Source organism: Actinoplanes sp. NPDC051346 (assembly GCF_040682215.1).
Classification (GTDB): Bacteria; Actinomycetota; Actinomycetes; order Mycobacteriales; family Micromonosporaceae; genus Actinoplanes.
Genome location: NZ_JBFBAJ010000001.1, coordinates 815,987 through 830,166 on the forward strand (window position 1 = coordinate 815,987; position 14,180 = coordinate 830,166).

A 14,180-nucleotide genomic window follows, 5' to 3' on the forward strand; every position below is an offset into this window, starting at 1 on the left:
CGCCTGGGGTCAACGTGCCCGACGCCCCGGCGGCTAAACCGTGTCGTCGTCGGCGGGCTCCTTCGGCGGCAGCGGCGGGTCCGGGTCTCCACCCGCCTGCAACTGCCGTCCACGCTGCACCTCGGCGTTGATCTCCACGCCGAGCATCAGCGCGGAGTTGGCCAGATAGAGCCAGACGAGGAAGGCGATGATCGCGCCCAGGCTGCCGTACGTCTCGTCGTACGAGCCGAAGTTCGCGACGTACAGCCCGAAGCCGAAGGAGGCGGCGACCCACACGAGCAGGGCCACCGAGCCGCCGAGGGTGAGCCAGCGGAAGCGCGGCTGCCGGACGTTTGGCGCGATCCAGAACAGCAGCGACAGCAGCAGCATCAGGATCATCACGAGCACCGGCCAACGGCCGATCGACCAGACCGCGCGCGCCGTGCTGCCGGCGTGCAGGACATTGCCGACCGCGTCGACCAGCGGGCCGCTGATGACCAGCCCGGTGCCCACCACCGCCATGAGGACCAGCGCGACGGCGCTCAGGCCGATCTGCAACGGCCGCAACTTCCACACCGGCCGTCCCTCCTTGACCCCGTAGATCCGGTTGGACGCCCGGGTGAACACGCCCACGAAGTTGGACGCCGACCACAGCGCGCCGAGCAGGCCGAAGCCGAGCAGCGTTTTGGGGGAGCTCTGCTCGACGATGATCGCGTCCAGCACCGCCCGGAAGTTGTCGTTGCCGATGACCGAGCCGGCGCCCAGGTCCTCGAGGATGCCGAGAATGGTGTCCACCGCCGTACGCCCGTCGGTGACGAGGTTGACCAGGGCGACCACCACGATCGCGACCGGGAAGACCGCCAGCACGGCGTTGTAGGTGAGGGCGGCGGCCAGGTCGGCGCAGTCGTCGTCGAGGTAGCCGTTGACGCTGCGCCACAGCACGCCGCGCCAGGTCGACCAGCGCAATTGCCGGAAGCCGCTGGGCAGGGGGCGCACGGTCGGGCGGCTGGTGGCGGCTGTCATCGGATCCGGCTCCCGTCCGTCACTGTGTGCGCATCGATCACTACCCGAAGAGGGTTTGCCGCAAACGGCCCGGGGTACGGTCCGCCCGTGGAACGAGCGGACGCGATCGTCATCGGTGCGGGTCACAACGGGCTGGTAGCGGCGAACCTGCTCGCCGATGCGGGCTGGGACGTCCAGGTCCTCGAGGCGACCCCGCACCCCGGCGGCGCGGTCCGCTCCGGCTACGTGACCGCGCCCGGATACCTCAGCGATCTCTTCAGTTCCTTCTATCCGCTGGGCTTCGCGTCCCCGGTGCTGAGCGGGCTGGAACTCGGCGCGCAAGGCCTGGAATGGACACACGCGCCCGACGTGCTGACCCACCTGCTGCCGGACGGCCGCGCCGCCACGGTCAACCGCGACCTGGAAACCACCATGGCGTCGATGGAGCAGTTCGCGCCCGGCGACGGGGAGCGCTGGAAGCGCGCGTACGAGGACTGGCACGACGTCTCCGCCCACATGCTGAAGGTGCTCTTCACGCCGTTCCCGCCGGTGCGGTCCGGCCTGGGCCTGGCGCGCCACCTGGGCGTCGGCGGCTCGCTGCGGCTGGCCCGGCGCCTGGTGCTCTCCGTCCGCGAGCTGGGCGGGGAGCTGTTCCACGGTGAGGGCGCCCAGCTCGCCCTGGCCGGCTGCGCGTTGCACACCGACCTGTCGCCCGAGGAGGCCGGGGGAGGGGTCTACGGCTGGCTGCTCGCGATGCTGGGCCAGGAGGTCGGCTGGCCGGTCCCCGTCGGCGGCGCCCAGCGGATCACGAGTGCGCTGGTGGACCGCCTGCTCGAGCGCGGCGGCCGGATCGATTACGAATCCCCGGTGTCGCGGGTCCTGGTCGGCGGGGGCAAGGCGATGGGCGTCCGCACCGCCGACGGCCGCAACTGGCGGGCTGGCCGGGCGGTGATCGCGGACGTCCCGGCCCCGACGCTGTATCTGGACCTGGTCGGCTCCCGCTGGCTCCCTCCGCGGCTCACCGAGGACTTTGCGCACTTCCGCTGGGACGGCGCGACGGTCAAGGTCGACTGGGCGGTCGACGGCAGGATGCCGTGGAAGAACCCGGCGGCGGCCGGCTCGGGCACCGTCCACCTGGGCGCCGACCTCAACGGCCTGACCCGCTATTCGGCGCAGCTAGCCACCGACTCGATGCCGTCGCACCCGTTCCTGTTGCTGGGGCAGATGACGACGGCCGACGCGTCACACTCGCCGGAGGGGACGGAGTCGGTGTGGGCGTACACGCACCTGCCGCACCGGTCCCACTGGGAGGCGGACGACATCGAGGCGCACGTCGCCCGGATGGAGGCGGTGCTCGAGGAGCACGCGCCCGGCTTCGGACGCATGGTCGTGGGACGCAATGTGTTCTCCCCGGCCGACCTGGAGGCCGAGAACCCCTCGCTGGTCGGCGGCGCGCTGGGAGGCGGCACGGCCGCGGCGTTCCAACAGCTGTTCCTGCGCCCGATCCCCGGCCTGGGCCGCGCGGACACGCCGGTGGACCGGCTGTTCCTCGCGAGCGCGTCGGCCCACCCGGGCGGCGGCGTCCACGGTGCGCCGGGAGCCAACGCGGCCCGGGCCGCACTCGTCCGCAACCGCTTCCTGGCCGGCCGGGCCTACCAGTCGGTGATCGACGCCGCCCACGCCGCCGTCTACCGCTGACAGCGGCTCAGCGGCGGCGCAGCAGCCCGGCCGCGACGAGGCCGAGGCCCGCGCCCACAGCGCCGGTGACCAGCGGCTTGTGCATGGTTGCCCAGAGCGCGAACGACCGGGTCCGGCTCTGGTCGTCGAAGACGCCGTGCGCTCCGAAGTCGCGGTTGGAGTCCAGCGGCTTGTCGACGTTGTCCTGCCAGGTCGCCAGGTCGACCTTCTCGCCGGTCTGCTGACCCGCGTATCCCCGCTTGTCCGCCGCCAGCAGGCGGTCCAGGAAGGCCGGCGCCACGATGTTGCCCAGGCGCGTCTTCAGGGTCGGTCCGCCCACGTTGATCTCGCGCTTGCCCTTGTCGGCGACCCAGAGCACGGCACGGGCCACCACCTCGGGCTGATAGATCGGGGGCACCGGCTGCGGGTGGCGGGGCAGCCGGGTGCGCACCCAGGAGAACTGCGGGGTGTTCACGGCCGGGAGCTGGACCATCGACAGCTTGACCCGGTCGCCGTCGTGCAGCAGCTCCGCGCGCAGCGAGTCGTTGAAGCCCTGGATCGCGTGCTTCGACGCGCAGTACGGTGCCTGCAACGGAATCCCCCGGTACGCCAGCGCCGAGCCGATCTGCACGACGGCGCCGCGCCCGGCCGGGCGCATGTGGCGCAGGGCGGCCAGCGTGCCGTGGACCGTACCCAGATAGTTGACCTCGGTGACGCGCCGGTACTCGGCCGGACTGATCTCCCACGCGGGCGCGAAAACCGACGCCATCGCGTCGTTGATCCACACGTCGACGCCGCCCCAGGCCGCCGCCACGTCGTCGGCCGCGTCCTGCACCGCGTCCGCGTCCGCCACGTCGACCTGATAGGTGCGGACGTCGGCGGCACCGGCGGCGCGGGCCTCCAGGGAGGCGCCCTCGAGGCCGGCGCGGCCGCGGGCGATCAGGGCCACCCGGGCCCCTCGCCGGGCATAGGCGACGGCCACGGCGCGGCCCACCCCGGCGCTGGCCCCGGTGATCACGACGTTGAAGCTCACGCACGGCTCTTTTCCCGCGTGGCGATGTCGCACAAACGTCGCAACGACTCGATGTTGCGCCGGTGCAGGACCAGATCGTTGAGCTTGGTATGCACCCACCGCAGCGGACCGGCGCGGAACGTCTCCTCCATCGTGATCCGGGTCCGCCCGCCCGCCACCGGCTCGAGCACGATCCGCACGTGCGCCTCGCCCAGCGGCCAGAGGCCGGCGAGGATCGTCAGCTCCCGCTGCGGCACGCAGGTCAGCACCTGGGAGCTCTCGTGCAGCGACAGGGGCCAGGGACCGGCCTTGTGATGCAGCCGCGAGCCCGGCTCGGGCCAGTTGGCGTCGACGTCGCGGATGTGCACGGTGCCGACGACCCAGTCGCTGTAACTCCAGCCGTCCGAGAGGACGGCGAACACCTGATCCGGCGGGGCGGGAACGATACGCTGCACGATAGCCACGAGTCCGGCATACCCCACCAGGCGATGTTTACGCTTTTGGGCGACGGGCAAGAGCACCGCGTATTCGTCACCTCGACTCCGGTCTTCTCCCGGAACAAAGCTGTCGCCAGGAGGACCACTTGCGCATCGCGATGATCTCCGAGCAGGCGAGCCCGCTGCCCGCGGACGACGCCCCGACTGGCGCTCAGCAGCGGCATGTCGCGGAGCTCTCCACGGCCCTGGCGGAGCTCGGCCATGACGTGCGCGTCTATACCCGTCGGGACGATCCCGATCTGCCTGACTGCGTCACGCTCGCCGGGGGCGTCCGCGTGCTGCACGTGCCGGCCGGGCCCGCCCAGCGGCTGCCCGAGGAGGCACTGCTGCCGCACCTCAGCGACTTCGCGCACTGGCTGCGCACCGAGTGGCATGACACCGACTGGCTGCCCGACGTGGCGCACGCCCACTACTGGACCAGCGGGCTCGCGGCGGTCACGGCCTCGCGGCAGGTCGGGGTCCCGGTCGTCCAGTCGTTCCACGAGATCGCCACCGGGGAGCAGCCCGGCCCCGGAGCCTCCCGCACCGGCTACGAGCGCGCGCTGGGCCGGGCCGTCGACCGGGTGGTCGCCCAGAGCCAGGACGAGCTGCGCGGGCTCATCCGCATCGGCGTGCCCCGATCCCGGCTGACGGTCGTGCCCGCCGGCGTCGACAGCGACCACTTCACCCCGGAGGGTCCGGCGGCCGAGCGTGACCACGAACGCTCCCGCATCCTGACCGTCGGCCGCCTCGTCGAGCGCAAGGGCTTCGGCGACGTCATCGAGGCCATGCGATACGTGCCGGGCGCCGAGTGCGTCGTCGTGGGTGGACCGCCCGCGGGGCAACTCGCGTCCGATCCCCAGGCGGAGAAGCTCCGGGCCATCGCCGAGCGGTGCCAGGTCGCCGACCGGGTGCGGCTCGTCGGCGGCGTCCCGGCCAAGGACATGGCCCGCTGGTACCGCTCCGCCGACCTGCTCGTCGCCGCGCCCTGGCAGGAGCAGTTCGAACTCGCCCCGCTCGAGGCGATGGCGTGCGGCGTCCCGGTCGTGGGCACCGCCATCGGCGGTCTCAACGAGACGGTCGTGGACGGACTCACCGGCGACCTGGTGCCGACCCGCGACCCGCGCGCGCTCGGCGGCGCCCTCCGGCGCTTGATCAACGACAAGGTACGGCGCTTCGCGTACGCGACGGCGGCGCTGGACCGGGCCCGCCAGGCCTACTCGTGGAAGCGCGTCGCCTCGCAGCTCGGCTCGGTCTACTCGGCGGTCGCCGGGCGTCGCGCCAACGAGGCGGAGGCCGTCGCCTGAGTAGTCCGCATCCACCAACCGGTGGATGCCAGGCGTCGCCCGTTGGTCGATTCGACGGCCGCCGCCAGCTGTGACGCTCGAGGCATGACAGTCATCGAGGTCCACCAGCTTCAGAAACGCTACGGCGACACGGTCGCGGTCGACGGGGTCTCGTTCGCCGTGGAGGCGGGCGAGATCTTCGGCATCCTCGGCCCCAACGGCGCCGGCAAGACGACGACCGTGGAGTGCCTGGCCGGCCTGCGGACGCCGGACGGGGGCTCGGTCCGCGTGCTCGGCCGCGATCCCCGGGACCGGGCCCTGCGGTCCCTGGTGGGAGTTCAGCTCCAGGAGAGCCGGCTGCCCGAGAAGATGACCGTACGCGAAGCTCTGGAGCTCTGGTCCGCCTTCTACCCGGACCCCGCCGACTGGCGGGAGCTCGTCGCCGACCTGGGGCTGTCCGGCAAGGTGGGCGAGCGCTTCGGCAGGCTCTCCGGTGGCCAACAGCAGCGGCTGTCCATCGCGCTCGCGCTGCTCGGCAACCCGCGCGTCGCGATCCTCGACGAGCTCACCACCGGGCTGGACCCGCGGGCCCGGCGCGACACCTGGGAACTGATCGAGGCCGTACGCGACCGCGGCGTCACCCTCGTGCTGGTCACCCACTTCATGGCGGAGGCCGAGCGGCTCTGCGACCGGCTCGCGTTCCTCGACGCCGGCGCGGTCGTCGCCGTGGACACTCCCGTCGGCCTGGTCGCCCGGGTCGGTGCCGCGCGGCGGATCCGCTTCCGTCCGTCCGTACCCGTGGACGACCGGCTGCTGACCGAGCTGGCCGAGGTCGACGAGGTCCGGCGGCACGGCGCCCAACTGGAGGTCGTCGGCCGCGGCGACGTGCTGCAAGCGGTCACCGCCACCCTCGCGGCGCACCGGATCATCGCCCACGACCTGCGGGTCGAGCAGGGCGGCCTGGACGACGCGTTCGTCTCTCTGACCGGGCGTCGGGAGGTTCGATGATGTCTGTTCTCGTCCGACTCACCCGTTCCGAGCTTCGCCTGTTCCTGCGCGAGCCGGCACTCGTCTTCTTCACCCTGGCTTTCCCGTCGATCCTCATCGTCATCCTGGGCAGCGTCGCGGCGTTCCGGGAACCGCGCGCGGACCTCGGCGGCCTGCGCGTGGTCGACCTCTACGCGAGCATCGCCACCATCCTGACCGTGGCGATGCTCGCCTTCCAGGTCGCGCCGATGGTGCTGGCGACGTACCGGGAACGCGGCATTCTGCGGCGGCTGGCCACCACGCCCGCGCGGCCGGTCGTGCTGATGGGTGCGCAACTGGTCACGAACCTGCTCACCGCGGTCGTGTCCGTCGCGCTGCTCCTCGGCGTCGCCCGGCTGGTGTTCGACGTGCCGCTGCCCCGCGAGATTCCGGGATTTCTGGTGGCGTTCCTGCTCACCGTGGGCGCCGCGGCGGCCATCGGGCTGGTCATCGCCGCGCTGGCGCCCTCGGGAAAGACGGCGAACACCGCGGGCACCCTGCTGTTCTTCCCGGCCATGTTCTTCGCCGGCCTCTGGACGCCCCGCGAGCTCCTCCCGGAGTTGCTCCGACGGGTCGGCGACTTCACTCCGCTCGGCGCGGGGGAGCGGGCCGTGCAGGCGGCGATGACGGGTTCGTGGCCCGAGTGGACATCGCTTACCGTGTTGCTGGCGTACATGGTGGTGTTCGGTCTGGCAGCGGCCAGGATGTTCCGCTGGGAGTAGAGACGATGCTGGTGGATGGTGTGGCCCTGGCCGACCGCTCCCAAGGGTGGCGGGTGCGGCTCGACCAGCGGCTTCGGCTGCTGCCGTACGTGGCGCTGGCGGCCTCGACCGCGCTGGTGGTCCTGGCCCGGGACACCCCGGAGCTCGTGCGGCAGCCGCTGCCGGCGTCGTTGGTGGCCGCCGTGGTCACCGCGGCCTGGCTGTGGCAGAGCGTCGTGCGTGGTCCGGTGTTCTTCGTCGGCCTGCTCACGCTCGTCGCGGCGCTGATCTGGACCAACCCGCTGTACGGCTTCTTCGCCTGGACCGGCTACCTCTTCGTCCTGCACGAGCTGCGCGGCCGCTGGCGGCTGCTCGGCGCGGCGGCGCTCGGCGTCTGCACCGCGGTGTCGCAGGTGGGCGGCGCGGGGGCGGTGCGGGTTCCGGACAACTGGGGCACCCTCGCGGTGGTCGTGGTCCTCAATGTCGTCATCGGTACGGCGATGACGCACCTCGCCATCACCACGCGGGACCATCACGCCCAGCGTGCCGAGATGGTGCGACTGCTCGAGGAGTCGAACGACAAGCTCGCGGCCGCCCTCGCCGAGAACGCCGGCCTGCACGCCCAACTGGTCGTGCAGGCGCGCGAGGCCGGCGTGCTCGACGAGCGGCAACGGCTGGCCGGGGAGATCCACGACGTGCTCGCCCAGGGATTGACCGGCATCGTCACCCAGCTGGAGGCGGCCGAGCAGGCGGACGGCCGGCCGGCGGACCGGCGGCGGCACCTCGGCAGTGCCCGGCGGCTGGCCCGGGAGAGCCTGGCCGAGGCCCGGCGGTCGGTCCAGGCGCTGCGCCCGACGTCGCTGGACGCGGCTACGCTGCCGGATGCCCTCGCCGACGTGGTGGACGGCTGGTCGGCGCGGCACGGCGTCGCCGCCGAGCTGATCACCACGGGCGCGGCCCAGCCGCTGCTGCCGGAGATCGAGAGCGCCCTGCTGCGGACGGCGCAGGAGGCGCTCGCCAACGTCGCCCAGCACGCCGGCGCGGACCGCGTGGCCCTGACACTGTCCTACCTGGAGGATCTGGTGACGCTCGATATCCGCGACGACGGCACGGGCTTCGATCCGGGCGCACCCCTACCGCGGGCGGACGACGGCGGCTACGGCCTGCTGGCCATGCGCGAGCGGGTCCGGCGGATCGCGGGCACGCTGGCGGTCGAGTCGGAGCCGGGCGGCGGGACGGCCGTCTCGGCGTGCGTGCCCGCGATCTCCCTCGACGGCTCGCGAGACGGTAGCCGCGCCGGGAGCGCCGCCGCGTGATCGGCCTGCTGATCGTCGACGACCACCCGGTGGTCCGTGACGGGCTGCGCGGCATGTTCGCCGGCGACGACCGTTTCGAGGTCCGGGGCGAGGCGGCCGACGGGCGCGAGGCGCTGGCCGTGGCGCGCGCCACCGAGCTCGACGTGGTGCTGATGGATCTGCGGATGCCCGGCATGGACGGGGTCAGCGCCATCCGGGCGCTGCGCGAGCAGGGCTGTCCGGCTCGGGTGCTGGTGTTGACCACCTACGACACCGACACCGACGTGCTGCCCGCGATCAGGGCGGGCGCGACCGGCTATCTGCTCAAGGACACCCCGCGCGAGGAGCTGTTCCGGGCGGTCGCGGCGGCGCACCGGGGTGAGTCGGTGTTGTCCCCGGCGGTGGCGGGACGGCTGATGGGCCGGATCCGCTCGCCCGATCGGGAACCGTTGAGCGGCCGTGAGCTGGAGGTGCTCGGCCTGATCGCGCGGGGGTGCACCAACAGGGAGGCGGCGTCGCGGCTGTTCATCAGCGAGGCGACGGTGAAGACGCACCTGCTGCACGCGTACGCGAAGCTGGGTGTGCGTGACCGGGCGGCGGCCGTCGCGGCCGCCTTCGCCCGCGGCCTGCTCGGCACCGGCGAGGCCTGACACCCGCGCCCCGTCCCGGACGAGACGGGGCGCGGAAGGTCAGCTCGCCAGGGCCTTCGCCAGCTCGTCGCGGAACACCCGCTCGCTCTCGGTGACCTGGTCGCCGCCGAGCCCCAGCACGCCACCGGTCGAGGCCGCGCCGACCACGTTGTCGGCGATCTCGACCAGCCAGTGCTTGTACGTCTCCGCGTCCGCCGGCGCGGCCTTGGCGGCCAGCAGCGCCGCCGCCTCCCGGGCCCGCGTCACGACGTCCTGGGCGTAGCCGACCGGGTCCGCCGGCTCGATGGCGGGCATCTCCTCGCCGCGGTCCGGGTCGCCGGTCGCGTCGAGCACCGCACCGGCGACCGCGGCGACCAGCGGGCTCGCCGAGGCCCGCGCGTCCGAGATCTCGTCGAGTCCCGCCGCGGTCTCCTGGCGGGTCTTGCGGGCGCTGTCGTGCGTCGCCACGCTCGCGGCGGTCAGCACCGACTGCGGCAGGCCGACCAGCAGCCCCCACTCGGCGTCGGTGAAACCGAACTGGGCGTACAACGGTTCGTCAGTCACGGATGTCCTCACTTCTTCTTCTCGGCGACCAGCAGAGCATGCTCCTCGACCACGGGCACGGAGAGGGTCTTGTAACCGACCTCCTCGAAGAGCACCGTCACCCGATCTTCCTCGTAGCCCATCACCATGCCGGGACCCCACTCCGGATGCCGCACGGTGCTGTGCACCGCGAACGGCTCGTCGCCGGCGGCCTGCTCGACCTCCTCGGCGGTGCCCTCGGCGCAGTTGTCGCAGTGGCCGCAGGGCTTGCGCACGTCCTCGCCGAAGTACGCGAGCAGGGTCTGGGTGCGGCAGGCGCGGGACTCGGCGAAGCCGCGCATCATGTCGGTGCGTGAGCGCTGGACCACCTGCTGACGCTCGTACGCCGACACGGCCGCCTCCGCCGCCGCGGCCGGAAGTGGTGCGAACACGGGCACCGTCCACTTGTTGCCCTGGCCCGCGGTGGCCGCCCCGACCTGCTCGAGCAGCCCGAGAAACTGGCCGAGTTTGCGCGGGCCGAGGCCGGTCTTCTCCTTCAGCGCGGTCTTCGTCGCCGGTCCGGCGCGCAGGGCGGCGGCCAGCTCGCGCAGCTCGGCGACATCCGGCGCGCCGCCGGTGAAGAACCGCTGGATGGCCTCGTCCTCGGCACGCCACAGCAGCAGCGCGCGGCCCGGTTCGCCGTCGCGGCCCATCCGGCCGATCTCCTGGAAGTAGCTGTCCGGGGAGTCGGGCAGGGCGACGTGCGCGACCCAGCGGATGTTGGGCTTGTCGATGCCCATGCCGAAGGCCGAGGTGGCCACCATGATGTCGACCCGGTCGTCGGTGAAGTCCTCGTGCCGCTGGTGGCGGGCGCCGGCCGCCATGCCGCCGTGGTAGAAATCCGCGGCGTACCCGGCGTCGGTGAGTCGCGCGGCGAGTTCCTCGGCGGCGCGCCGGGTGGCGACGTAGACGATGCCGGGGCGCGGTGCCTCGTCGAGCAGCGCGATGAGGCGCCGCCACCGGTAGTCCTCGTCCGGGCAGTACGCGACCTCGAGGAAGAGGTTGCCGCGGTCCAGTCCGGACACGTGGATCTCGGGCTTGCGCAGGTGCAGCCGCTCGATGATGTCGTCGCGCACCGGCGGCGAGGCGGTGGCGGTCAGGGCGAGCACCGGCGGCCGGCCGATGCCCTTGATGAGGTGGCCCAGCGACAGGTAGTCGGGCCGGAAGTCGTGGCCCCAGGCCGAGATGCAGTGCGCCTCGTCGACGGCCACCAGGCCGGGGCGCAGCGCGCGGACCTCGGCCATCCGCTCCGGGTCGCTGAGCTGCTCCGGAGTGATGAAGAGGAACTCGGCGTCCCCCTCGCGGAGCTGCTTCATGGCCTCACGTTGCTGCGCCGGGGTCTCCGCGCTGCTGACCCGGACCGCGCGGACCTTCGGGTCGCCGCGCTCGTTGAGCGCGGCGATCTGGTCCTGCTGCAGGGCCAGCAGCGGTGAGATCACCACCGTGGGTCCCGGCAGCAGGACCGCGGGAATCTGGTAGATCGCCGACTTGCCGGCGCCGGTGGGCAGAACCACCAGCGCGTCTTTGCGCCGCAGCACGGCGCGCATGGGCTTGAACTGGCCGGGGCGCAGGGAGGGCCAGTCGAAGTGCTTGCGGGCGACCCTGCGCAGGCGCGGCCCGTAGACGGGGATCTTCATCGAGCGGCCATTGTGCCCTGGCGGGTCGACACCGAAACGTAAGGGCGCGTCTCGCCCTACCGCTTCGGCAGGACGTGCTCGGCGTACAGGTCGAGGAGCCCTTGCCAGTGCGGGCCGGAGTTGGACACGTAGACCTCGTCGAAGCCGGCCTTGGCGTACTTGTCGATCATCTCGAGGTGAGCCTGGGGGTCGTTGCCGCAGACGAACGCCTCCTTGACCTTGTCCTGGGTGACGAGCTGGGAGGCCTGTTCGAAGTGCTGGGGCGAGGGCAGGACCTGGGAGAGCTCGCCGGGCACGCCGGCGTTCGGCCACTTCTCGTACGCGATCCGCGCGCCCTCCTCCTCGCTGGCCGCGTACGCCGCCTTGAACGCGCCCTGGCAGACGCGCTCGCCGCCACCGGCCGATCGGAACCGCCGCACGAGATCGCCGTCGGGCACGATGTGGATGTATCCCTCGCCGATGCGGGCGGCGACGTCGACGGCCTTCGGGCCGAAGCCGGAGACCAGGATCTCGATCGGCTTCTCCGGCAGGGTGTAGACCCGGGCGTTCTCGACGGTGTAGTGCTTGCCGCGGTGGGAGACCACGCCGCCCTTCCAGAGCTCGCGCATGATCTCGACGGCCTCCTCGAGCATCTCGAGGCGTACCTCGGTCTCGGGCCAGGCGTCGCCGAAGATGTGCTCATTGAGGGCCTCGCCGGTGCCGACGCCCAGCCGGAACTTTCCGCCGGTCAGGACCGCGCAGCTCGCGGCGGCCTGGGCGATGACGGCCGGGTGGATGCGGACGGTCGGGCAGGTCACGGCGGTGGTGATGGGTAGGTCGCAGGCCTGGCTGAGCGCGCCGATCATGGACCAGACGAACGAGCTCTGGCCCTGGGCGTCGACCCAGGGGTGGTAGTGGTCCGAGATCCACAGCGCCGAGAAGCCGGCCCGCTCGGCGCCCCGCGCCTGCGCGATCAGCTCGGCGGGGGTGTACTCCTCGCTGGACAGGAAGTATCCGATTCGCATGCCCGCCGGATACCCCGGTTACTTACCGCCGAACATGCGCTTGATGGCCCAGAACAGGATCAGCGCCGCGAGGGCGACACCGAGCAGGCGTACGGCGTGCACCTCGGACCAGTCGACACCAGACACGGGCGGCAGCCTACCGGGTGTAATAGAAAGGTTTGTTGACTGTAGCCTCGGCGGTGGGCGACCATAAGGCGTCGATCGCTTCGGAGGTATACGGACTAATGCGGATTTCTGGCGAACTGCCCGAGCTTGCCGCGACGGTGTTGCAGCCCGGATTCGTCGGCACGACGGTGCCGGACTGGGTGCGGCGCCGGCTCGCGGAAGGGCTCGGCGGCGTGGCGCTGTTCGCCCGCAACGTCGAGTCGCCCGCGCAGGTCGCGGCCCTGACGGCCCAGCTGCGCGCCGAGCGGCCCGACGTCATCGTGGCCATCGACGAGGAGGCGGGCGACGTCACCCGCTTCGAGTCGCGGCACGGCAGTTCGCGCCCCGGCAACCTGGGACTGGGCGCCGTCGACGACCCGGAGCTCACCGAGGCGGTCGCCCGGGACCTGGGCCTCGAGCTGGCCCACGCCGGCATCACCCTCGACTACGCGCCGGACACGGACGTCAACAACAACCCCGACAACCCCATCATCGGGGTACGGGCGTTCGGCGCCGAGGCCCACCTGGTCGCCCGCCACGGCACCGCCTGGATCCGCGGGCTGCAGGACGCCGGCGTGGCCGCCTGCGCCAAGCACTTCCCTGGCCACGGCGACACCGCCGTCGACTCGCACCACGACGTGCCCGTCATCGGTCACGACCCGGCCCGCCTCGACGAGTGCGAGCTGGTGCCGTTCCGCGCGGCCATCGCGGCCGGCGTTCAGTCGATCATGACGGGCCACCTGCTGGTGCCGGCGTACGACCCGGAGCTGCCCGCGACCCTGAGCCGGCGCATCCTGACCGGCCTGCTCCGCGAGGAACTGGGTTTCCAGGGCCTGATCGTCACCGACGGCATCGAGATGCAGGGCGTGCGCCGCGCGTACGGGCTGGAAGGAGCCACCGTGCGGGCGCTCGCCGCGGGCGCCGACGCCATCTGCGTGGGCGGCGACCACGCCGACGAGCGGACGGCCCTCCGCCTGCGCGACGCCATCGTGGCGGCCGTCCGCGCCGGTGAGCTGACCGAGGAGCGGCTGCGCGACGCCGCCGCCCGGGTCCGCAAGCTGGCCGCCTGGACGCTGCGCACGCAGACGGCGATCGGAGCCCGCGCGGTCGCGGACGCGGCGGGCTCGGCCAGCCACGGCATCGCCGTCCTTGGCGGCTCGGCGGTCCTTGGCGGCTCGGCCGGCCACGGCATCGCGGTCCTTGGCGGCTCGGCCGTGGGCCAGGCCGCCGCCCGCCGGGCGGTCAAGGTGACCACCACCGCGGACGCGCCGGCACTCCCGCTGACCGTCGCGCCGCACGTGGTGGAGTTCGCGCCGCCGCGCAACATCGCCATCGGCGCCGAGACGCCGTGGGGCGTCGGCGTGCCGCTGAGCAGGCTGCTGCCGGGAACCACCTCCGTCCGGCTCTGCGCCGACGATCTGGCCGGCACGAGCGACCCGGTGGCCCCGGTCCTCGACGGGAGCGGGGCGCGTCCCCTGGTGCTCGTCGTCCGCGACGCACACCGCCACCCCTGGGTCTCCGACGCGCTCGCCCGCGCCCTGGCCGTACGCCCGGACGCGATCGTGGTGGAGATGGGCGTTCCGGTCGCGGTGAGCGGGGGCGTGCACGTCGCCACCTACGGCGCCACCCGGGCCTGCGGTCAGGCCGCCGCCGAACTCATCGCCGGAGCGACCGTCCCGGACCGCCCGAAGCAGGCCCTCGCCGCCTAGGCCGGTCCTGCGCGTGGGCAC

13 protein-coding genes are annotated in these 14,180 nt (G+C 72.7%); 7 read left to right on the forward strand and 6 right to left on the reverse strand.

Annotation, left to right across the window (positions count from 1 at the left end; translation table 11 throughout):
• Nucleotides 1–33: 33 nt before the first annotated feature.
• Complete coding sequence (locus AB0M36_RS03635; RefSeq protein ID WP_364151717.1) at nt 34–1,002, reverse strand: YihY/virulence factor BrkB family protein; 969 nt, start codon at nt 1,000–1,002, stop codon at nt 34–36.
• Between the two features lie 87 nt (nt 1,003–1,089).
• On the opposite strand from AB0M36_RS03635, the gene AB0M36_RS03640 reads away from it, so the two are divergent.
• Complete coding sequence (locus AB0M36_RS03640) at nt 1,090–2,679, forward strand: NAD(P)/FAD-dependent oxidoreductase (protein ID WP_364151720.1); 1,590 nt, start codon at nt 1,090–1,092, stop codon at nt 2,677–2,679.
• Between the two features lie 7 nt (nt 2,680–2,686).
• Here the strand turns inward: AB0M36_RS03640 and AB0M36_RS03645 are convergent, their stop codons facing one another.
• Together AB0M36_RS03645 and AB0M36_RS03650 are read right to left on the reverse strand one after the other, a co-directional pair.
• The gene (locus AB0M36_RS03645; protein ID WP_364151723.1) at nt 2,687–3,691 is read right to left on the reverse strand and encodes an SDR family oxidoreductase; all 1,005 of its coding nucleotides are present in this window, start codon (nt 3,689–3,691) and stop codon (nt 2,687–2,689) included.
• On the reverse strand, nt 3,688–4,134 hold the full coding sequence (locus AB0M36_RS03650) for an SRPBCC family protein (protein ID WP_364151726.1): 447 nt from the start codon (nt 4,132–4,134) through the stop codon (nt 3,688–3,690). The genes AB0M36_RS03645 and AB0M36_RS03650 overlap by 4 nt, the downstream gene beginning before the upstream one ends.
• Nucleotides 4,135–4,253: 119 nt before the next feature.
• Between AB0M36_RS03650 and AB0M36_RS03655 the strand changes: the two genes are divergently transcribed.
• From AB0M36_RS03655 to AB0M36_RS03675, 5 genes are all read left to right on the forward strand, one after another.
• Nucleotides 4,254–5,453, forward strand: coding sequence for a glycosyltransferase (locus AB0M36_RS03655; RefSeq protein ID WP_364151729.1), 1,200 nt, complete (start codon nt 4,254–4,256; stop codon nt 5,451–5,453).
• An 84-nt stretch (nt 5,454–5,537) separates the two neighbouring features.
• Nucleotides 5,538–6,440, forward strand: a complete 903-nt coding sequence (locus AB0M36_RS03660) for an ABC transporter ATP-binding protein (protein WP_364151732.1) — start codon at nt 5,538–5,540, stop codon at nt 6,438–6,440.
• Complete coding sequence (locus tag AB0M36_RS03665) at nt 6,440–7,180, forward strand: ABC transporter permease (RefSeq protein WP_364151735.1); 741 nt, start codon at nt 6,440–6,442, stop codon at nt 7,178–7,180. The genes AB0M36_RS03660 and AB0M36_RS03665 overlap by 1 nt, the downstream gene beginning before the upstream one ends.
• Before the next feature lie 5 nt (nt 7,181–7,185).
• The gene (locus tag AB0M36_RS03670; protein ID WP_364151738.1) at nt 7,186–8,475 is read left to right on the forward strand and encodes a sensor histidine kinase; all 1,290 of its coding nucleotides are present in this window, start codon (nt 7,186–7,188) and stop codon (nt 8,473–8,475) included.
• Entirely contained in the window at nt 8,472–9,104 is a 633-nt protein-coding gene (locus AB0M36_RS03675; protein ID WP_364151741.1) for a response regulator transcription factor, read from the forward strand. Before AB0M36_RS03670 ends, AB0M36_RS03675 begins: the two co-directional genes overlap by 4 nt.
• A gap of 39 nt (nt 9,105–9,143) precedes the next feature.
• On the opposite strand, the gene AB0M36_RS03680 is transcribed toward AB0M36_RS03675, so the two are convergent.
• From AB0M36_RS03680 to AB0M36_RS03690, 3 genes are read right to left on the reverse strand one after another with little or no spacing between them, the layout of a single operon-like run.
• Nucleotides 9,144–9,647, reverse strand: a complete 504-nt coding sequence (locus AB0M36_RS03680; protein ID WP_364151744.1) for a hypothetical protein — start codon at nt 9,645–9,647, stop codon at nt 9,144–9,146.
• Between the two features lie 8 nt (nt 9,648–9,655).
• Nucleotides 9,656–11,302, reverse strand: coding sequence for a RecQ family ATP-dependent DNA helicase (locus AB0M36_RS03685; RefSeq protein WP_364151746.1), 1,647 nt, complete (start codon nt 11,300–11,302; stop codon nt 9,656–9,658).
• A gap of 56 nt (nt 11,303–11,358) precedes the next feature.
• Nucleotides 11,359–12,306: a TIGR03557 family F420-dependent LLM class oxidoreductase gene (locus tag AB0M36_RS03690; RefSeq protein ID WP_364151749.1), complete on the reverse strand. Its 948-nt coding sequence runs from the start codon at nt 12,304–12,306 to the stop codon at nt 11,359–11,361.
• Nucleotides 12,307–12,530: 224 nt separating this feature from the next.
• Between AB0M36_RS03690 and AB0M36_RS03695 the strand changes: the two genes are divergently transcribed.
• The gene (locus AB0M36_RS03695) at nt 12,531–14,159 is read left to right on the forward strand and encodes a glycoside hydrolase family 3 N-terminal domain-containing protein (RefSeq protein WP_364151752.1); all 1,629 of its coding nucleotides are present in this window, start codon (nt 12,531–12,533) and stop codon (nt 14,157–14,159) included.
• Nucleotides 14,160–14,180 lie beyond the last annotated feature (21 nt).